We start from the raw sequence: 19,854 nt of genomic DNA on the forward strand, positions 1-19,854 counted from the left end.
GCCGCCACGGGCCTCCCGTCCGTCCCGGGGTGCGCTGGTGCACCCGCCGACGGCGGGTACGGTCGGACCATGACCGAGCCCGCGGACGACCTGGCCGACGCCCTCCGGGAGTCGGTCGGACGGCTCGTCCGGGCGACCCGCGGGCACGCCGACAGCCTCCCGCCGGCCCATTCCGCGACGTTGGGGCTGCTCGACCGTGAGGGCCCGCGCACGATCGCCGCGCTCGCCCGGCGACGCGGCGTGAAGCACCAGGGGCAGTCGCGCACGGTGGCCGAGCTCACGGCGCGCGGGATGGTCGAGCGCGAGACGTCGGGCGACGACCGGCGCGTCTCGGTGATCCGGATCACGACGGCCGGCGAGGCCGCGATCCGCGAGGACCGCCGGGCTCGTGCGGACTGGCTCGCCTCGGCGATCGACAGTGAGCTCGACGACGACGATCGGGCCCTGCTCGAACGGGTCCCGGCACTCCTCCACCGCCTCGCCGACCACGGATGATGTCTACAACAGTGTTGTAGACTTGCTCGCATGGAGCTCACGAAGTACAACCACGCCACGGTCGTCCTCGAGCAGGACGGCACCACGCTCGTCATCGACCCGGGCACCTTCACGCCCGAGTCCGCCGACCTGCTGCGCTCCGCGGTCGGCGTGCTGATCACGCACGAGCACTTCGACCACTTCGACGTCGAGGCCGTGCGCTCCGGCCTCGAGGCGAACCCGGCGCTCGTCGTGCGCGGGCCGCAGGCCGTCGTCGACCAGCTCGGGACGCACGACGGACGCGTCACGGCGGTGCAGGCCGGGGACGCGTTCGAGGTCGGGCCGTTCCCGGTGCGCGTCTTCGGCGAGGAGCACGCCGTCATCCACCCGGACATCCCCACGATCGCGAACGTCGGCTACCTCGTCGCCGACCGTGTCTTCCACCCCGGCGACGCCTACCTGGTGCCCGGCGTCCCGGTGCCCCTCCTGCTCCTGCCCACCAGCGGTCCGTGGACCCACACGGCCGAGGCGGTCGACTACGTCCGCGCGGTCGCGCCGGAGCGGGCGGTCCAGATCCACGAGGCGATGCTGAGCGACCTCGGCCAGCAGTCGGCCGGCCGGTTCCTCGGGTCGGACGGTCTCGGTCCGGTGCCCGTGACGATCCTGCCCGCGGGCGAGTCGATCACCGTCTGACCGCACGAGGCGGCCTGGGAAGGGGCACGCCCGACGCGGAGGACCATCGAGTGATGGCCGACGCACCCAGGACCGCAGTCCTCTTCGACATCGACGGCACGCTCGTCGACTCCAACTACGCCCACATCGACGCCTGGTCACGGGCCTTCGCGGCGGCGGGCGAGTCGGTCGACGCCTGGCGGATCCACCGCTCGATCGGGATGGACTCGGCGAAGCTCCTCGGAGCGCTGCTCCCCGACGCCTCGGAGGGCACCCGGACGACCGCGCAGCAGTACCACTCGGCCTACTACTCGGAGCACCAGCCGCGGCTCCGGCTCCTCCCCGGCGCCCGGGAACTCCTCGCCGCGGTCGCCGACGCCGGGCACGCCGTGGTCCTGGCCACGAGTGCGCCCGAGCCCGAACTCGTCCGACTCCGCGAGCTCCTCGACGCCGAGCAGTGGCTCACCGCGGTGACGAGCTCGGAGGACGTCGAGCAGGCCAAGCCGGACCCGGGCATCATCCAGGTCGCGCTCGACCGGGCCGGGGTCGACGCGGGCGAGGCGGTCATGGTCGGCGACGCGGTGTGGGACGTCGAGTCAGCCGGTCGGGTCGGTGTGACGAGCATCGGCGTGATGACCGGCGGCGTCGGCGGTGACGAGCTCCGTGAGGCCGGCGCTGCGGCGGTGCACGACGACGCGGCCGCGGTCCTCGCGGCGTTCCGGGCGGGGGAGGGGCCGATCGCGGCGTTGCGCTGACGGTGGACGCAGTCGGTGACAGCGGCTGCCTTGGCCTCTGTGGTGTCGGCAGCGGGCACAGCGTCGCCGACACCCCTGCCCTCGCCCGTACCGGCGGCCGGTGCCACGAGCGCCCAGGCAACAGCCACCCTCATCGCGGCGATCATCGCCGGTGCCGCCGCACTCACCGCCGCAGTCATCGGACTGATCAACGCGTCACGGAGCCTTACCCAGATCCGACGCGAGCAATGGCGGCAGCAGTTCCAGTGGGCGATCGAGAAGGCGCTCAGCCACGATGTCGACGAGTCGAACGTCGACCTCGCCGTTCTCACGAAACTTGTTCAGCAGCCAGAGGCCCACGAGGAAGATAATGAGATCGCGCTAGTGGTTGCCGACCTCGTCACAGATCGGACCACGCAGCCGTGCTGATGGAGGTGGCGAACATGGTCATGGAAGCAGCCCCGCGTCCGCACTTGTTGTTCGGCGGCGACGTCCGCGAGGAGAAGTCCCGACAACTGGCAGCCGAACTCCGCCAGACCGTGCTCCGCAATCTGGGCCGGGCCGTCGATCCTGAATCGAACAGGCGCTCCATCCGACCAGGGAGGAAGAACTCATGAGCGACACCTCCGCCGAACACTCCCGAGCACTCGCCGACCAACTCCGCGAGACCGCTCTCAAGAATCTCGGCCGAAGCGGCCCCCACCGTTCGGCTATCTCCGGACGCTTCATCACGCCCGGGTACGCGTCGCGGAACCCCGCGACCACGACCACCGAGATGACGGGCGGCTCGTCGACGACGTCCCGCAGCACGGAACGGCTCAGCCGGAAGTCGCGGAAGCCCTGACCTACTGCAGTGCTGGTGAAGCGTCCCGGACAGCACAAACCGCCGATCGGCATTGTCGGCTGCTACACCCTCGATGCCGAGCGAAGCGCTGCGCTGAGAGTGCGTTAAGACCGAACCGGTACTACCGACTCTGATCTGGGCTTTTCCTCCCGACCCCCGTTTGGGTGACACGATTCAAGGCGTGCGCTGCTCTTACGCTGCGAGAACGAACAGCAACTTGTGCAGTTCGTTCATAGAGGGGGTCTCGTGCAACCAGTTCTGCACGCTCCGCGGGTGAGGAAGCGCAGCCTGGCTGCTGCGGTCCTCGGCGCGCTCGCACTTGTCGGCTCTTTGCTGGTGGCCGCGCCGCCAGCTCAGGCGTTGAACGACACCGGGACGGGTGGTGTGTTCGTCCCCGCGACGGGCCGCATCCTCGACACGCAGGCCGGCACGGGCGGGTACAACACCCCGATGCCGGCCGGAACGTACCGCACCATCAAGGTCGCAGGACTGTTCGGGTTGCCTGACGATGGTTCGGTCGGTGCCGTGTCGCTGAACGCCACAGTAGGCGCCTCGAGCGGCGCCGGCACCTTGTTCGGTCGCCCTGACGCGGACACGGGTCGCACAACGATGCTGATCTACAGCGGGGTCAAGGGCGAATTCACCTCCAACACCGCCACCCTCGCAGTTGGTGCGGACGGCACGATCCAGGTGATGGCGGAGACGAACGCTCGCCTGATCTTGGACGTGCAGGGCTACTACACGGCGAACACGGATGGCACCGCCGCCGGCGGATTCGTACCCGTCGCGAAGCGCATCGTCGACACCCGGTCCGGCCTCGGGGCTGCGAAAGCAACGATCGCGCCCGGGAAGAGCATCGACGTGCAGATCACCGGCGCGAACGGGATCCCGGCCGGTGCGTCCGGCGTCGTGGTGAACCTCATCGCGATCAACACCACCGACAGTGACGGCTACCTCACCCCGTATGCCACCGGCAGCACGAAGCCACAGAACGCGCTGCACTACGCCCCGTCCGTCACCACCTCGATGCAGGCACAGGTGCCGGTCTCCTCGGGTGGGAAGATCACGATCGCGAACGGCTCATCGACCGCGAACCTCGTGATCGACCTGCAGGGCTACTTCACCGCAGCCGGCACCAACGGGGCCGTCTTCACCCCCTCCTACGGGCGGGCATACGATTCCCGGGCATCCGGGAACACGGCACTAGCGAAGAGCGAGACACGGCTGATCCAGATCGCCGGCCAGGCCGGCGTCCCCATCATGGGATCCGGCATCACCGCGGTCACGCTGACGCTCATCGTCTCCCACGCAGGCAGCGCCGGCTACGCGCAGGTCTACGCCGATGGAACGTCGAACCCGGGGACCACCGCGATCAACTTCCAAGCCGACGACATCCGCACCAACACGATCACCGTCCCGCTCGGCGCGAACGGGAAGATCGCGCTTCGCAACGTCGCCGACGCTTCGAACTACATTGTGGATGTGCAGGGCTGGTACACCAATCCACAAGCGCCGACGATCACTTGTCCGAGCCCATACGCTGCTGGTAGCTGGGCGACGACGGTGCCGTCGGCTGACATCACGTGCACCGTGATCACGCCCGCGGAGTCGAGCAGCAACCAGCAGCTCACGGTCAATCTGGACGGAGATCTCGACAGCCTCAACGACCTTTCCGAGACCGCCAGCACGTCGACCTCGGTGACGGTACCTGCGCAGGGTGGGGTGCACACTATTGCGGTAGAGGTTGACGACGCCCGCGGCACCACTATCGCAACGAACGCGTACTCGTTTGGTCTCGGCGACTGGTTCTCGAAGACGCTGACTCCTACTCCCGCCGACGGAGCGGAGGCAGACACAGCCGGATCCCTCTCGGTCGCTCCCGCGAACGACAATTTCGGCACAGACGCTCAGTTCGACTACGTCATCACGAATGGCACAGCTACGAATGATCCGGTGGCCGACAGCGGCTGGGTCACGGGTGCGTTCCAGATCCCGGCAACCGTAATGACGGCTGGGACCACCTACTACTGGACCGTGACGGTACGCGGCACCAGCGGAGGCTCCACGACAGTCAAAACCGAGACGTCGCCAACATGGTCGTTCATCGCGAGCACAGCACCGACCGCTGCGATCTCCTGCCCCGCTCCGTATACAGACGGCAGCTGGCAACGAGACGCCCTCACCTCACCGGTGACGTGCACAGTAACAGCGCCCTCGGCGTACACGACCGCGGCGAAGCTGTCCGTCGCACTCGATGGCAATATCACCGATACTCAATCGCTCAGCAGCCAAGGTTCAACGAGCACATCTGTGACGATCCCAGCAGGGGCCGCGGCGCACTCGATTACCGCCACAACATCAATTGATGCAACCGGCGCCAGCACTGACTCCACATCCGATTTTGGTTCCGGGCTATGGAGCAACGCCAACTACGTGCCATCAATCACAGGCGGAGCCAACAGCAACGACAGCGCCCCGGTGCTTTACACGAACACGGACGGCGCTCCCTTCACGAGCAGCGTGGTGCTGCAGTATACCGTGAGCGCAAATCAGGACGGATCAGGCGTTATTGCGCAGTCTGACTGGTCCGCTCAACCGCTTGCAGTCCCAGACGGAACTTTGATCAACGGCCAGACCTACTACTGGCATGCAGAAGCCAAGGGAAAACTCAACGACGGGTCAGGTGACGCAGACACCATTTCTCCTACCTGGTCATTCGTTGCAACCGCCGATCCGACGTTGTCTGCATCCACCCAGGCGTCCACGACGACACAGTCGTCTTCCGTGCAAGCATCCGCGACTTCAAGCTGTCCGTCGTGGCTATTCATCGGGGTACGCGGAACGAACGAGCCGGCTGGCTCTGGCAAGTCCCGAGGGGGTTATGGTTGGACTTCTGGGGGTTTGGGCGAGATGGAACAAGTTGCAAAGAAGCTCAAAAGGGACCAAAATGCCACAATTGAATCGCTCAAATACCCTGCCTCATGGGCGGGTGTCGTCGGGCCGGCATATTGGAATAGCGTAGCCGCAGGACAAGCGAATCTCGTTGCTGAGGTTAATGCAGTAGCGAAGAGTTGCTCGTCCACAAAGATATGGCTTGGTGGCCATTCCCAAGGAGCTCATGTCGTCGAGAACACCATAGCCAGCGGAAAATTCTCGCGAACCGCCAAAATTAACTTCCGCGGTGCTGTGCTCGCAGGCAATCCGACTTACGATAATTCCGATAAAATTGATGCGCCGGGTAACGGTACTGATAACGGTCCCCTGCATGCTTGGCATCACAATATCAACTACTACACTGCGGTTAACAATAAGGGAAAGAGAGTTACCCAGGCTCGCTCCTGGTGCTTCCGTAACGACATATTCTGCCAGAAGTGGGGAATGTCCTTGCCGGTACACAATTCGTACAAGAATGAACCAACTCCCACTAACGAGGAGAAATGGCTGAGGCAGTTCGCATGAGTAAATCGACCAGCGGCAATCGAGAGCGATCGGGTTCGACTAGTGACCTGGTCACGATCTGGGTTACCTTTTTTGTGAGCTTGCTCGCGGCCGTGGTAGGCGCAGGTGTTGTGTTCGACAATAATCTGACTGTCTATGCGGCTTGTGGAGAGAAATCAAGCGCACTCTGTTCCGGTGTTGGCTGGTACGGGAGCATGGCTATATCTCTTGCTATCGGATTCGGTGTCGTCGTAGCAGGGCTCGTTCTTGGCATACTTCGACATCGCACCGGCCGCCGGGGTGCGTGGTTTTCCCTAGGCGCATTTGTCGGGGTGATTCTTGTCACGCTCCTAGCGATTGTATTCCTCAGGGTGACGGTCCCTTGAACGCCAGCCCACCAGGGTGCTGACCGGCGATTCACCCGCTGAACGAACGCGGGGAGACCGACCGTCACCGGTCCGGCAGTGACTCGAAGCACCGCCGGAGCGGGGACCGTGAGTCGCGCCAGCTGACGCGGAGCGGGGGCGGGCACCCTTGGTGCCCGCCCCCGCTCCGTGTCTGCATAGTGTCGCGGTGCTCGGCGCGGCGCTTCTCATCGCGCTTGTCGGGGTCGTAACCGGCGCCCTCGAGGAGTCGACGCTCGCTCTCACGATCACAGTCGGCGATCCGCCAACTGCCTAGCAACTCGCGCCGATAATATAGATTATGCCAGCTTTGATGTGCGGCTCGGTGGCATTCGCCGACCGCTGCGCTGCCCCGTGGCGACAAGCGTTACCCCAATGTCGCCGGAAACGATGCTGACTATGAGGGACGCGCCACCGAACGCGTGGCCCCCACCCCCGACACGGGTGCGGGAGCCACGCGTCATGCATCGATCGGATTGCAGTACAGAGGAGATATGCGGCCAAGAGAATGACGGGCAACTTCCGCTAACTCGAGGTCAACCCGAATGATTCTCTGCAAGGAACCGTCCCTGGCTAGAGGTAGCTAAGCCCTGCGCGACGCCATGATGCGAATGATGGTCGCTGCTAAACCTGAAACAACCCCTACCCCACCGGCACCTAGGGCAAGGATGGCAAGAATACCAATCCCGATATTGGCGCCCCCCTCTGTGTCCCCATAGTTGACGACCAAAAAGAACGCCGCCAACCCTATATATCCAACTGCGAGCAGGGCGACACATACACCAAAGAGGCGCTTTGAGATTTGCTTCAATTTTAGTTCTTTCCGTTGTGCAACCGCAGGAGCGCACCACCTAAGATGCAAAACGCGGCCGCTATGAGTAATGTGTATGCAACGCTGATGTCAGCCCCGCTGGAAGCATCGATTAGAGCCACAACGATTTTGACGACTGTCCAAGCAAAGAACGCAAGGCCAATGCCGAGGAGCAAGCCGCCGAAAAGCGTCTTTGTCCTCGACCGGCGTACCCCAGGGGGCGACAGCGACTGACGGCGGTCGCCGTACGGCGGGGTAGACCTTTGTCCGCTCAGACCGTCTTCAAATTCGTCAACCATGCCACTCAACATCTCCTACATCTACGGTCAGCGCTCTACCTCGGGTCACCCTTGCCCTTGTAGAACACGCGCCCAGCCGCTCGAACTCCTGCATAGTAGCTTGCTGCGATTGAGATGCATCCAGCTCTTTTCGCAGCGTTGACAAGGCCGCTGTTACGCGGATAGACCGTCCAGCAGACCGCTTGGAGACCTGCAGCGAAGGCTAGGTCGCAATTGAGTGGCCTGCGCCTGGCCCGTCAGCCGTTATCGTCGTCGCGAGGTTCTGCGGGCTCCGGTGATAGAACCTCCACTAGTCCGTTGAGGCCGTACCAGCGCACCTCACCCGTGCTGAAGGTCACCTCTCCGACGAGGCGAGAACTGAGCTGCCAGTCGGAAAGGTCAGGCTCATTGTTTCCCGGTGCAGGCTTGTATCCCCATACCCTGCGCTCTGCACGCCGGACATCCGGGGCGGGGTACGGCGGGGGCATCGGATCGTCCCCGCTGACGGCGCGCAGCGATCGCCGCACATACTCGCTGTAGTTCAGCAGGTCGCTATAGTCGCGTCGCCGGTCATCATCGGACCGCTCGGGCTGCGTCGAGGTGTTGAATCGGACCAGCCAAGTGAGCGCATCCCAACGGTCTCTCACCGGCTCAGGTAGGGCATGCGAGTAGCTGGCACCTGATTCAAGTAGGGCGGACTCTCGACGGTCGCGATCACGGTGAACATCGTCAGTCGCGCGCACTCGTACGAAGTGAGCAAGAGCGTCGAGGCGGCCTTCAGCAGAAGTTAGACAGCTCGCGAGAGCCGCAATCAACCGATCGGCAACAACTGACTGTCGACGCTCGTCTTCCACTCGCTCAGCCTCACGGCGCTCGGCTGCTGCCATTGCGGTTTCGTGCTTCAGGACCTTGCCCGTCTGCCAGGCACTCCCTCCAGCGGATAGCAGGCCACCAAGGAGTGCGCCCAGGAGCGCCGCCAGCATCTCGGTCATGACGTGAAATCTAGTTGCCGGTGGCTCCCGTGTGCAGTACGCCTCGGAATGCTTCGGCTACGCGGCGCTCTGCATCTTTGGATCAACTGACGAGGACCTCCATGCTCGCGACGCTAGTAGAGCTGCAACCGGTCAGGAGCACAGTCCTCCGCGGGGGCCTGCAGCGTGCCATTCCTTGCGGTGAGCCTCGAGCAAGCACCCTCGCAGTCACTCAGAACTGATGAGACGCGAAGCTTGACAGGTCCGCCGATAATGTCTCTTAAGTCAGATGGACGATTGTGCGCTTCCCAGCGCGGCTGGGGACGGCCGCTCTTGCCGCCGGGCTGCGTCGACCCGGTCGATGCCTCCGTCTTCGACGTCGATCGCGACGAGGAGGACGACGTGTTGCTGCTCGACTTCGACGGCCAGGGCTTGATCGCACCGGTTGCAAGCTCGCCCGCGGCGATGCCGAGACCGCCGGCGACCGCCGCGCCAGCGGCTCCGCCGCCGGCAAGGGCGACCATCCTGGCGATGAAGCGCATGAGCGCCGGCAGCGCGACGAGGGCGATGATCATCAGCGCCAGGCCGGTCATGACCAACCAGATCCCGCCGTCATCCTTCAAGAAGATGTCCGTGCCGATGAGCTTGAACGCTGCGGCGTAGATCAGCGCGGCGGCGGGCTTGTAGAGGATGAACGTGACCAACCAGCCGAGGGAGCGGCGGAACCACTGCTCGCCGCTGGGAATGCTCGTGAACGACGCTGTCAGCGGCAGAACGCCCGGCAGGAGAACGAGCACCGCCGATCGAACGACCATGAGGGCGATCTGCACGAACGTCATCAGGATCGCGATCAGCGCCAGGATCAGGACGCCGAGCGTTCCGATGGGCGACTGCGCCGTGAGGCCGATGAGACCGGCGAGGTTCGTGCCGAAGCAGGACGACGTGCCCGTGTCTGCGGCGACGCTGCAGTCCGTGGCGGCGTTGATCACACCGACCGAGAGGGCGTCGCTCGCGCCGACGGCGAGCTGGATGACTGTCCGCTGCGTCGTCGTGCTGCCGCGTCGGCGTGCCAGGATCGTTCTTCGTGATCACGATCGAACGCGTCGCCTGGGACGACCCTCGCGGAGTGGCCCTCCGCGCCACGATGGACGAGGAGATGCACGAGCGCTACGGCTCGGCGAACGCGACGGAGGACCCCGCCGTCACCGCCGAGCGCGACCGCGTGCTCACCGTCGACCCGGCGGACGTCATCACCTCGGTGCTCGCGATCGACGACGACGGCACCCCGCTCGGGCACATCGCCGTGCGGCGCCTCGGGGACGAGGTCGAGCTGAAGCGCCTGATCGTGCTGTCGGCTGCCCGGGGGAAGGGTGCGGCGACGGCGTTGCTGGCCGAGGGGGAGGAGGTCGCGCGCGAGCAGGGGGCTGCGCGGGTGATCCTGCAGACCGGCGACAAGCAGCCCGAGGCCGTTGCGCTGTACCGGAAGACCGGCTGGGAGCAGATCCCGGTGTACGCGCCCTACGCGGAGACCATGCCGTGGTCGTTCTGCTTCGCGAAGGCGCTGCCGTCGTCTTCTTGATTGCACTCTCAGACCGATAGTGCAATTCTGGTGCGGTGAGCACCACCGAACGCACCCGCGCGCTGCGCCGACGCATGATCGTCGAGGCGCGCCGGGCGACGATCGAGCACGGGCTGCACGGCTTCACCATCGAGCAGCTGTGCGAGCGGGTCGGGGTGTCCCGTCGGACGTTCTTCAACCACTTCGCGTCGAAGGACGATGCCGTGCTCGGGATCGAGCAGGGCGCGTCGGAGGAGATGTTCCGTGCCTTCGCCGCCCGGACGCTCGTGCCCGAGGAGACCGACCCGCTTGGATCCGTCGTCGCGCTCGCGATCGAGCAGATGCACGTCGTCGGACTCGACCGTGCGGACGAAGCCCTCGTCCGTCGGGTGTTCGACCGCGAGCCCGCGATGGTCCCGAAGTTCCTCGACGTCGTCGACGTGCAGCTCGCCGCCGTCGCCCGCGCCGTGCGCGAGCGCTTCGGCTGGCACGACCCCGCCGACCGCCGCGCACAGCTCGTGGCGGAGACCGCGGGGGCGCTGCTCAAGGTCACCGCCGGCACCTACTTCGACGACGCCTACGACGAGGCGACCGACCCGCCGTTCGAGGCGTTGCTCACCGACAACCTCCGCCAGCTCAGGGCGGCCCTCACCACCACCGGACAGGACCCCACCGCATGACCGCCACCGCGCAGGGCGCCCGACGCGCCCGCCCCGGCTCCGACGGGCCGCTGCTGCTCACCCAGCGGCGCATCTGGATCATCTTCTCGGCGCTCATCGCCGGGATGCTGCTGTCCAGCCTCGACCAGACCATCGTCTCGACCGCGATGCCCACCATCGTCGGCGAGCTCGGCGGCGTCGCGCACCAGGCGTGGCTGACCACCGGGTACCTGCTCGCCTCGACCATCGTCATGCCCGTCTACGGCAAGTTCGGCGACGTCCTCGGGCGACGGAACCTGTTCCTCGTCGCGATCGCGCTGTTCACCATCGCGTCCGCCGGGTGCGCGTTCGCCGGTGACTTCACGCAGCTCGTGGTGTTCCGTGCCGTGCAGGGACTCGGTGGTGGCGGCCTGATGATCCTGTCGCAGGCGATCATCGCGGACATCGTGCCCGCCTCGCAGCGCGGCAAGTACCTCGGCCCGCTCGGCGCGATCTTCGGGCTCTCCGCGATCGGCGGACCGCTGCTCGGCGGCTTCTTCGTCGACCACCTCACCTGGAACTGGGCGTTCTACATCAACATCCCGGTCGGCATCGCGGCGTTCTTCGTGGCCTGGTTCGCACTCACGCTCCCGACCAAGAAGGCGACGAAGCGGATCGACGTCCTCGGCGTGCTGCTGATGTCGGCAGCCACGACGTGCCTCGTCTTCTTCTCGGAGTTCGGCGGGAGCAAGGACCACGGCTGGGACGCCCTCGAGACCTGGGCGTGGTTCGCCGGCCTCGTCGTCGCGGCCGCGCTGCTGGTGCTCGTCGAGTCGCGCGCCCAGGACCCGGTGCTCCCGCTCGCGTTCTTCCGCAACCGCACGTTCCTCCTCGCGACGGGCATCGGGCTCGTCCTCGGCATCGGCATGTTCGCGGCGATCGGCTTCGTCCCGACGTTCCTCCAGATGGCCTCGGGCACCTCGGCGGCGGTCTCCGGGCTGCTGATGCTGCCGATGATGGTCGGGCTCATCGGGACCTCGATCGTCTCCGGCATCCTGATCACGAAGACGGGCCGCTACCGGATGTTCCCGATCGTGGGGACCGTCCTCGTCGCGATGGCGATGCTCGCGATGACCCAGCTCGCGGCGGACACCCCGATCTGGCTGATCTGCGCGTACCTGTTCGTGTTCGGCGCCGGCCTGGGGTTGATCATGCAGGTGGTCGTGCTCGTCGCGCAGAACGCCGTGCCCGCGGACCAGGTCGGGACCGCGACCTCGACCAACAACTACTTCCGCGAGGTCGGGGCCTCCCTCGGCACGGCCGTCTTCGGCGCGCTGTTCACCGCGCGGCTCACCACGGCCCTGACGGACGTGTTCCGGGGTGCCGGGGGATCGGCGACGGACGCGGCGTCGTCGGCGGGGAGCATCGACCCGGCGACCGTGGCGAAGCTGCCGGCGGCCGTGCAGGACGGCATCGTGAACGCCTACGCCGACTCGCTCGCGCCGGTGTTCTGGTACCTCCTGCCGTTCATCGGCGTCGCGTTCCTGCTCGCACTGTTCCTGCCGCAGATCACCCTGTCCGACACGGCCGGCATGGTCGCCCGCGGCGAGGCCGTCGGCGGTGCGGAGGCCGAGCAGCTCGAGCGAGCGCAGCGCGGCGGCGCCGCCGCCGCGCCCGCGGCCGCGGCCGCCGACGGCGCGGGCGACGGCGTGGGTCGAGACTCGGCCTGAGCGACAGGACTCGCGCGATCGGGCGCGAGCCTTGTCGCCCTGCGCGAGTCTCGGACCCGCCGGCCACCGGACGGGAGGCGCGGGACCAGCCGGCACCGTGCCTCCCGTCCGCCACGTGGACCGGTCCCGAGACTCGGCCTGAGCGACGGGACTCGCGCGGATCGGCGCGAGTCCTGTCGGCCTGCGCGAGTCTCGGACGCGCCAACCACCGCACGGGAGGCGCGGGACCAGCCGGCACCGTGCCTCCCGTCCGTCACGTGGACCGGTCCCGAGCCTCGCGGTGTGCGACGGTTCTCGCGCGGATCGGCGCGAGCCTTGTCGCCGTGCGCGAGTCTCGGACCCGCTGGCCAGCGGACGGGAGGCGCGGGACCGGCCGGCACCGTGCCTCCCGTCCGTCTCGTGGACCGGTCCCGAGACTCGGCCTGAGCGACAGGACTCGCGCGATCGAGCGCGAGTCCTGTCGCCCAGCGCGAGTCTCGGACCCGCCGACCACCGCACGGGAGGCGCGCGCCCAGCCGGCACCGCGCCTCCCGTCCGTCACGTGGACCGGTCCCGAGACTCGGCCTGAGCGACAGGACTCGCGCGATCGAGCGCGAGTCCTGTCGCCCAGCGCGAGTCTCGCGCCCACGCGGCCCGCGCCGCGCGGCTCAGCCGGCGGTGCTCGCCCGCACGACGAGCCACGTCGGCAGGGACGGCGCCTCCGGGGCACCGCCGTCGAACGTCGCGAGCAGTCGGAGCGCCGCCGCCCGACCGAGGTCCGCGCCCGGGAGGGCCACGCTCGTCAGTGCGGGCGCCGTGACCGACGACGACGGCAGGTCGTCGAAGCCGGCGACCGCCAGTCGCCCGGGCACGGCCACCCCTCGAGCCGCCGCAGCACGGAGCACCCCGTACGCCAGGGTGTCCGCCGCGGCGACGACCGCCGTCACCCCGTCGTCGAGCCAGTCGTCGAGCAGGTCGTCCGCGGTCGACGCGCCGGCGTCCACGGCGAGGTCCGCCGAACCGACGATCGGGGACACCGACAGTCCGGCGGCCACGGCGGCGTCCTCCAGGAGTCGGCGGCGGAGGGCGAACGTCGCCGCGCGCGAGGTGCCGTCGAGGTACCCGATGCGGCGGTGCCCGAGGTCGGCCAGGTGCGCGACGAGTTCCTGGACGCCGGTCGCGAGGTCGTAGTTCACGGCGTCGGCCCCGCCCGGGGCGTCGAGCTGGACCACGGGGACGCCGGCGGAGAGGTCCTCGCCCGCGGCCGGGGCGTCCACGAGGATGCCCGCGGGGCGCAGCCGCTCGAAGCGCCGTACGTCCGCCGTGACCGGCTGCCGCCCGCGCTCGGTCACGGACAGCACGAGCTGGAAGCGGTCGGTCAGGGTGTCCCGGACGCCGCGGATGACCTCCGCGAAGAACGGGTTCGACAGGTCGGGGGCGATGAGGACGACGAGGTCCCCGCTACCCCGCGCCAGGGAGCTCGCCGCGTGGTCGACGACGTACCCGAGCTCGTCGACGGCCGCGCGCACCCGCTCGGCGATCGGCGCGGACACCCGGCCGCGGTCCTTGCCGTTGACCACGAGGGAGACGGTGGCGATGCTCGTCCCGGCGCGCTCGGCGACCATCGCGGCGGTCACGCGGGCGGGGGAGGGCACCAGGCGATCGTAGCGAGTGCGCGAGCCGACAAGCGCTCACGAGTTGACGTCAAGCGCTTGACGTGTTCTGATGTCAAACGCTTGACGCGCCGCGGGAGCTGATTCCTCCGCCGCGGACCCCACCGCGTCAGGCCCTGACGTCCCATCCCCGAAGAAGTGGAGACCCGCGGTGCCCCGCAAGATCATCCTCGACTGCGACCCCGGCCACGACGACGCCGTCGCCATGCTGCTCGCCCACGGGAACCCCGACATCGAGCTGCTCGCCGTGACCACCGTCGTCGGCAACCAGACCCTCCCGAAGGTCACCCGGAACGCCCTCGCCGTCGCCCGGATCGCCGGGATCACCGGTGTGCCGTTCGCCGCCGGCTCGTCACGACCGCTGCTGCGCGAGATCGAGGTCGCCGGCGACATCCACGGCGAGAGCGGCCTGGACGGGCCGGAGCTGCCCGAGCCAGCGTTCGACCTCGACCCGCGGCACGCGGTCGACCTCATCATCGACACGGTCATGGCGCACGAGCCCGGGACCGTCACCCTCGTCCCGACGGGTGGTCTGACGAACATCGCCCTCGCGGCCCGGAAGGAGCCCCGGATCGTCGAGCGTGTCCGGGAGGTCGTCCTCATGGGCGGCGGCGTGCACGTCGGCAACTGGAGCCCGGTGGCCGAGTTCAACATCGTCATCGACCCCGAAGCCGCCGACATCGTCTTCCGCGCCGGGTGGGACGTCGTGATGGTCGGGCTCGACCTGACGCACCAGGCACTGGCCACCCCCGAGGTCGCCGACCGCATCGCAGCCGTCGGCACCGGTCCGGCCGCCTTCGTCGGCGAGCTCCTCGACTTCTTCGGCCAGACCTACAAGGACGCGCAGGGGTTCGACGCACCGCCCGTGCACGACCCGTGCGCCGTGGCGTACGTCATCGACCCGACCATCGTGCGCGCCGTGCGGGTGCCGATCTCGATCGAGACACGGGGCGTCCACACCCTCGGCATGACCGTCGCGGACTTCCGCGCACCCGCGCCCGCCGACTGCCGGACGAGCGCGGCGCTCGAACTCGACCACGGCCGGTTCTGGGACCTCGTCGTCGACGCCCTCGAGCGCATCGGCGAGACACCGGACACCGGATGGACACCCCGCGGAGGCGCCAGCGCGCCGCGCGCGGACGCACCCCACGCCGTCGCCGCCGCCCTCACCGACCCCGCCGTCACCCCGGAGCACTGACCCACCATGACCACCACCTCGACGACGACGTCGACCCCGAAGCGGTCCGTCACGGCCCTCACCGCCGCCCTGCTCGCGGCGTGCATCGCGTTCCAGCTCAACGCGAGCATGCTCAGCCCGGCACTCGTCACGATGGCGCGCGACCTGCGCACGGACGACGCCACGATCGGGCTCTCGCAGACCCTGTTCTTCACCCTCGCGGCGCTCTTCTCGCTGTTCCTGCCGCGGCTGTCCGACATCGTCGGCCGGAAGCGGGTCCTCCTCGGCATGCTCCTCGTGATGCTCGTCGGCAGCGTCGTCGCGGCGCTCGCCGTGAACGTCCCGATGCTGTTCGTCGGTCGGATGATCCAGGGCGTCACCGGCCCCGTCGTGCCGATCGGCCTGCTCGTGCTCCGCAACGAGATCGCCGACCCGAAGCGCTACGGCGCGGCACTCGGCCTGCTCACCGCGGTCAACGGCGGCATCGCGGGCGTCGACGCCCTCGCCGGCGGCTGGATCGCCACGCACTTCGGCTTCCGGGGCATCTTCTGGGTGATCGCGGCCGTGACCGTCGTCGCCGCCCTCATGGTGGCCGCCTGGGGCGTCGAGTCGAAGCCGTCCGCCGGCACCCGGATGGACTGGTGGGGTGTCCTGCCGCTCGTCGTCAGCGTCGGCGCACTGCTCACCGCGTTCAACGAGGCGGGCAAGCTCGCAGCCGCCGACTGGGGGCTCGTGGTGGGTGGCATCGTCCTCGCCCTCGTCGCCTTCGGCGTCTTCTGGTCGGTCGAGTCGCGGGTGCGCGAGCCCCTCGTCGAGACGCGGTTCCTCAAGCGCCGCGGGACCTGGGCGCTCCTCGTGACGACACTGCTCACGATGACGGGTGTGTTCGCGGTCGTGAACGGACTGGTCACGAGCCTCGCGCAGAACCCGGACGCCGGCTTCGGGATGGAGGCCGACCTCGCCTCACTCGCGTTCCTCACGCCGTACGCGCTGGTCGGCTGGGTCGTCGGACCCTTCGCCGGTCGGCTCGCGCCGACGCTCGGCTACCGGGCCGTGCTCCGCGTCGGCCTCGTCGGGAGCATCGTCGCGACGCTCGTGATGGCGTTCGTCGGCGTGCACTCGCTCCCCGTGCTCGTCGCCGCCACGGTCCTCATCGGCATCACGTACGCGGGCATCGCGAACATCATCCTGAACGGCCTCGGCATCGTCCTCTCGCCGGAGTCGAACCCCGGGTTCCTCCCCGGCCTCAACGCGGGGGCGTTCAACCTCGGCGCGGGCATCAGCTTCGCGGTGCTCCCGGCGCTCCAGATCGCGCTCGGGACCGGCGGGTCCGCGGGCACCGCCGGGTACTCCGGTGGCATGCTGCTCGGTGCCGTGATCACCTGCGCGGCCCTCGCCACGTCCTTCCTCATCCCGCGCCCGGCCTCGGCCGAGACAGGAGCAGCCGCATGACCGGCATCGTCGTCGTCGGCAGCCTCAATGCCGACCTCGTGGTCCGCACGGAGCGCTTCCCGAAGCCCGGTGAGACCCTCCAGGGGTCGGACCTCGCGATCCTCCCCGGTGGCAAGTCCGCCAACCAGGCTGTGGCAGCCGGGAGGCTCGGGGGCACGGTGCGCATGATCGGTGCGGTCGGCGACGACGGGAACGGTGCGCTGCTCCGCGACTCCGTCGCGGCCGCCGGTGTCGACACGACGCACGTCGCCGTCCGCGAGGGGGTCGCCACCGGCACGGCGGTCATCACGGTCGACGGCGCCGGCGAGAACACCATCGTGATCTCCGCCGGGGCGAACGGCACGCTGACGCCGGCCGACGTCCCCGCCGACGCCTTCGCCGACGCCGGGGTGCTCGGGCTCTGCCTCGAGGTGTCGCTCGACGTGGTCGTCGCCGCAGCCCGGGCCGCGCACGAGGCCGGGGTCACGGTCCTCACGAACCTCTCGCCGTTCGGTGCCGTCCCGCAGGAACTGCTGGACCTGACCGACGTCCTCCTCGTGAACGAGCACGAGGCCGCGGAACTCGGTGCCCACGGCGTCCGCCGCTCGATCGTCACCCGCGGCGGGGCCGGCTGCACGGTGCACGACGGCGACGCAGAGCCCGTCCCCGTCGACGCCGTCCGGGTCGAGCCCGTCGACACGACCGGCTGCGGTGACGCGTTCATGGGTGCCGTCGCTCTGCGGCTCGCCGCCGGGGACACGCTGCTCGACGCCGCCCGGTTCGCGGTCGGGGTCGGGGCGTACGCCGCGACGAAGCCGGGCGCGCAGGCGTCCTACCCGACCACCGCCGAACTGGAGGCGTTCCTGCGGGCGTGAGACGCGCCTCCAGTCCGCACTAGCGTGGTGCCATGCGCGTGGGAGTCCTCGACATCGGGTCCAACACCGGCCACCTGCTCGTGGTGGACGCCCACGGCGGTGCCGCGCCGCTCCCGGCGTCCTCGTTCAAGCAGCCGCTGCGCCTGGCCGAGCACCTCGACGGATCGGGTGCCGTGACCCGAGCGGGGATCGACGCGCTCACGGCGTTCGTCGCCGACGCCGTCCGCATCGCCGAGGACCGCGGCTGCGAGGACATGCTGGCGTTCGCCACCTCGGCGGTCCGCGACGCCGTGAACTCGGACGCCGTCCTCGCCCACGTCGAGGCCGAGACGGGCGTCGAGCTCGCCGTGCTCTCCGGTGGCGACGAGGCGCGGCTGACCTTCCTCGCCGTCCGCCGCTGGTTCGGCTGGTCCGCCGGTCGGCTCGCGGTGTTCGACATCGGTGGTGGTTCGCTCGAGATCGCCGGGGGAGCGGACGAGGCCCCCGACGTCGCGTGGTCGATGCCGATCGGCGCCGCACGGCTCGCCCGCTCCTTCTTCGCCGCCGGCACACCGACCGAGGACGACGTCCGGCGGCTGCGGCACGAGATCCGGGTGTCGATCGCACGGGACGCTGGGCTCCTGCTCCGCTCCGGACGGCCCGACCGTGCCGTCGCGACCTCGAAGACGTTCCGGTCGATCGCGCGGATCTGCGGCGCCGCGCCCTCAGCCGAAGGGTCGCTCGTCCCGCGGTCACTCGACGGCGCCGAGCTCCGGCGGCAGCTGCCCGGCCTGCTCCGGATGACGGTCGACGAGCTCGCGACGCTGCCCGGTGTCTCGCCGAGCCGGGCGCACCAGGTCGTCCCCGGAGCGCTCGTGGCCGAGGCGTGCCTCGACATCTTCGACCTGCCCGCGCTCGAGGTCTGCCCGTGGGCGCTGCGCGAGGGCGTGATCCTCGAGCGGCTCGACCAGCTGTCCGTGCTGGGCTGAGGTCGGGGTCAGGCCCTCCGGGGTGGGGCGAGCAGCCAGGGGCGGATGAGCCCCGTGACGAACGGCAGCACCCAGAACGTCATGATCGGCGTGAGCACGAGCGTCGTCACGAGGACCCGGGGCAGCACCGGGAGGTGTCCGAACGCCGGCACGAGCCAGCCGACCAGGTACGTGAAGACGAGGTTCACCGGGAAGAAGCCGAGCCAGATGCTCACCGCCTGCTTCCACCGCGGCGGCGCGCTCGACGTCGGGGCGTCCTGCGGAGCGTCGAACCACCCCTCGATGCCGGTGCGCTTCTCGACGCGGGACTCGACGACGAGGTCGCGGCCGAGGTCCAGCCACCGCAGCCGGTCGTCGGAGTTCTCCCACGTGGCGAGCTGCTCGTGGTCGGCGAACCGGTAGAGCATGTGCCACTCGTGGCTCGTCGCGTGCGAGCGGACCCAGCCCGAGCCGAGGAAGCCGGGGTAGCGGTTCGCGAGGTTCACACCCGACTGCACCCAGCGGGTGGCGTCCGGGATGCGGTCGGGTTCGACGAGGCGGGTGATGGACACGGTGACGGGCGGGCCTGCACTCACGGATGACGAGGACAGGCTCCCAGGCTCTTGTGGAGTCATGCCTCCAGTGTCCCCGATGCGTGTTTCCGCTGCGTGACGGAGCGCCCGGCCGTGCTCCTCGTGGCGACCAGTACGGTCGCGGCATGAGCGAGTTGCAGCGGGGCCGGAACGAGACCCCGACCGAACGGTGGGACCGCAACTGGAGCGACATCCAGCAGGAGCTCCGGATCGTGCAGACCGGCACGCAGATCCTCGCCGGGTTCCTGCTCACGCTGCCGTTCCAGCAGCGGTTCTCCTCGCTCAGTAGCCGGCAGGAGACGATCTACCTCACGCTCGTCGTGCTCGCCGTCGTCGTCACCGTCGTGGCGCTCGCCGTGGTCGCCACCCACCGGCTGGTGTTCAAGCAGCGGCAGAAGCACGACCTCGTCCGAGCAGGCAACGTCCTGCTGCTCGTCACGCTGTTCGCCGCCGCACTCCTGTTCGCGGGGACCGTCTGGTTCGTCTTCGACGTGGTGCTCGGCGGCCGCGGCGGGATCATCGCCGGCGTGGCCGTGTTCGTGGGCACCGGGACGCTGTGGACGGCCCTGCCCACCGTGCTCCGCCGGACCGCGAAGGACACGGAGGACTAGGAGGACACGGAGGACC

General features: G+C 68.6%; 18 protein-coding genes. 14 read left to right on the forward strand and 4 right to left on the reverse strand.

All coding sequences use genetic code 11. The features are described 5' to 3' along the window. The first annotated feature begins 69 nt into the window (after positions 1-69). From MON03_RS01530 to MON03_RS01555, 6 genes are all read left to right on the forward strand, one after another. A complete protein-coding gene (locus MON03_RS01530) occupies positions 70-495 on the forward strand; it encodes a MarR family winged helix-turn-helix transcriptional regulator (RefSeq protein WP_022902845.1) in 426 nt (141 codons plus the stop codon). Positions 496-525: 30 nt separating this feature from the next. Then, positions 526-1,167, forward strand: coding sequence for an MBL fold metallo-hydrolase (locus MON03_RS01535; RefSeq protein ID WP_242090094.1), 642 nt, complete (start codon positions 526-528; stop codon positions 1,165-1,167). A 53-nt stretch (positions 1,168-1,220) separates the two neighbouring features. Continuing rightward, positions 1,221-1,901 carry an HAD family hydrolase gene (locus MON03_RS01540; protein ID WP_242090096.1) on the forward strand — a complete coding sequence of 227 codons (681 nt, stop codon included), beginning with the start codon at positions 1,221-1,223 and terminating at the stop codon, positions 1,899-1,901. A gap of 30 nt (positions 1,902-1,931) precedes the next feature. Continuing rightward, the gene (locus MON03_RS01545) at positions 1,932-2,309 is read left to right on the forward strand and encodes a hypothetical protein (protein WP_242090099.1); all 378 of its coding nucleotides are present in this window, start codon (positions 1,932-1,934) and stop codon (positions 2,307-2,309) included. A gap of 184 nt (positions 2,310-2,493) precedes the next feature. Next, the gene (locus MON03_RS01550; RefSeq protein WP_242090101.1) at positions 2,494-2,724 is read left to right on the forward strand and encodes a hypothetical protein; all 231 of its coding nucleotides are present in this window, start codon (positions 2,494-2,496) and stop codon (positions 2,722-2,724) included. Positions 2,725-2,997: 273 nt separating this feature from the next. Continuing rightward, positions 2,998-6,183, forward strand: coding sequence for a cutinase family protein (locus MON03_RS01555; RefSeq protein ID WP_242090103.1), 3,186 nt, complete (start codon positions 2,998-3,000; stop codon positions 6,181-6,183). 1,729 nt (positions 6,184-7,912) lie between these two features. On the opposite strand, the gene MON03_RS01560 is transcribed toward MON03_RS01555, so the two are convergent. Together MON03_RS01560 and MON03_RS01565 are read right to left on the reverse strand one after the other, a co-directional pair. Then, complete coding sequence (locus MON03_RS01560; protein WP_175327785.1) at positions 7,913-8,647, reverse strand: hypothetical protein; 735 nt, start codon at positions 8,645-8,647, stop codon at positions 7,913-7,915. 113 nt (positions 8,648-8,760) lie between these two features. Then, positions 8,761-9,615, reverse strand: a complete 855-nt coding sequence (locus tag MON03_RS01565) for a TrbL/VirB6 family protein (protein WP_242090105.1) — start codon at positions 9,613-9,615, stop codon at positions 8,761-8,763. A 95-nt stretch (positions 9,616-9,710) separates the two neighbouring features. Between MON03_RS01565 and MON03_RS01570 the strand changes: the two genes are divergently transcribed. From MON03_RS01570 to MON03_RS01580, 3 genes are read left to right on the forward strand one after another with little or no spacing between them, the layout of a single operon-like run. Next, positions 9,711-10,205 carry a GNAT family N-acetyltransferase gene (locus tag MON03_RS01570; RefSeq protein WP_242090107.1) on the forward strand — a complete coding sequence of 165 codons (495 nt, stop codon included), beginning with the start codon at positions 9,711-9,713 and terminating at the stop codon, positions 10,203-10,205. Between the two features lie 35 nt (positions 10,206-10,240). Continuing rightward, positions 10,241-10,864: a TetR/AcrR family transcriptional regulator gene (locus MON03_RS01575; RefSeq protein WP_022902841.1), complete on the forward strand. Its 624-nt coding sequence runs from the start codon at positions 10,241-10,243 to the stop codon at positions 10,862-10,864. Then, the gene (locus MON03_RS01580; RefSeq protein WP_175327783.1) at positions 10,861-12,552 is read left to right on the forward strand and encodes an MDR family MFS transporter; all 1,692 of its coding nucleotides are present in this window, start codon (positions 10,861-10,863) and stop codon (positions 12,550-12,552) included. The genes MON03_RS01575 and MON03_RS01580 overlap by 4 nt, the downstream gene beginning before the upstream one ends. Before the next feature lie 647 nt (positions 12,553-13,199). Here MON03_RS01580 and MON03_RS01585 read toward each other — a convergent pair. After that, the gene (locus tag MON03_RS01585; protein WP_242090109.1) at positions 13,200-14,186 is read right to left on the reverse strand and encodes a LacI family DNA-binding transcriptional regulator; all 987 of its coding nucleotides are present in this window, start codon (positions 14,184-14,186) and stop codon (positions 13,200-13,202) included. 169 nt (positions 14,187-14,355) lie between these two features. Here MON03_RS01585 and uriH point away from each other — a divergent pair, with 169 nt between their 5' ends. The 4 genes from uriH to MON03_RS01605 are packed head-to-tail and all read left to right on the forward strand — an operon-like array spanning position 14,356 to position 18,655. After that, entirely contained in the window at positions 14,356-15,402 is a 1,047-nt protein-coding gene (gene uriH, locus MON03_RS01590) for a uridine-preferring nucleoside hydrolase UriH (RefSeq protein ID WP_277927269.1), read from the forward strand. Between the two features lie 6 nt (positions 15,403-15,408). After that, on the forward strand, positions 15,409-16,833 hold the full coding sequence (gene uriT / locus MON03_RS01595; protein ID WP_242090111.1) for a uridine transporter UriT: 1,425 nt from the start codon (positions 15,409-15,411) through the stop codon (positions 16,831-16,833). Further along, positions 16,830-17,687, forward strand: coding sequence for a ribokinase (locus MON03_RS01600; RefSeq protein ID WP_242090113.1), 858 nt, complete (start codon positions 16,830-16,832; stop codon positions 17,685-17,687). Before uriT ends, MON03_RS01600 begins: the two co-directional genes overlap by 4 nt. 32 nt (positions 17,688-17,719) lie before the next feature. Continuing rightward, positions 17,720-18,655: a Ppx/GppA family phosphatase gene (locus tag MON03_RS01605; protein ID WP_242090114.1), complete on the forward strand. Its 936-nt coding sequence runs from the start codon at positions 17,720-17,722 to the stop codon at positions 18,653-18,655. 8 nt (positions 18,656-18,663) lie between these two features. On the opposite strand, the gene MON03_RS01610 is transcribed toward MON03_RS01605, so the two are convergent. After that, the gene (locus MON03_RS01610) at positions 18,664-19,269 is read right to left on the reverse strand and encodes a putative antibiotic biosynthesis monooxygenase (protein ID WP_042726460.1); all 606 of its coding nucleotides are present in this window, start codon (positions 19,267-19,269) and stop codon (positions 18,664-18,666) included. Positions 19,270-19,352: 83 nt separating this feature from the next. Here MON03_RS01610 and MON03_RS01615 point away from each other — a divergent pair, with 83 nt between their 5' ends. Beyond that, positions 19,353-19,838: a DUF6328 family protein gene (locus MON03_RS01615; protein ID WP_022902833.1), complete on the forward strand. Its 486-nt coding sequence runs from the start codon at positions 19,353-19,355 to the stop codon at positions 19,836-19,838. The last annotated feature ends 16 nt before the right edge of the window (positions 19,839-19,854 follow it).

This window comes from Curtobacterium sp. DN_7.5 (genome assembly GCF_022655355.1).
In the GTDB taxonomy this organism is placed as follows: Bacteria; Actinomycetota; Actinomycetes; order Actinomycetales; family Microbacteriaceae; genus Curtobacterium; species Curtobacterium luteum.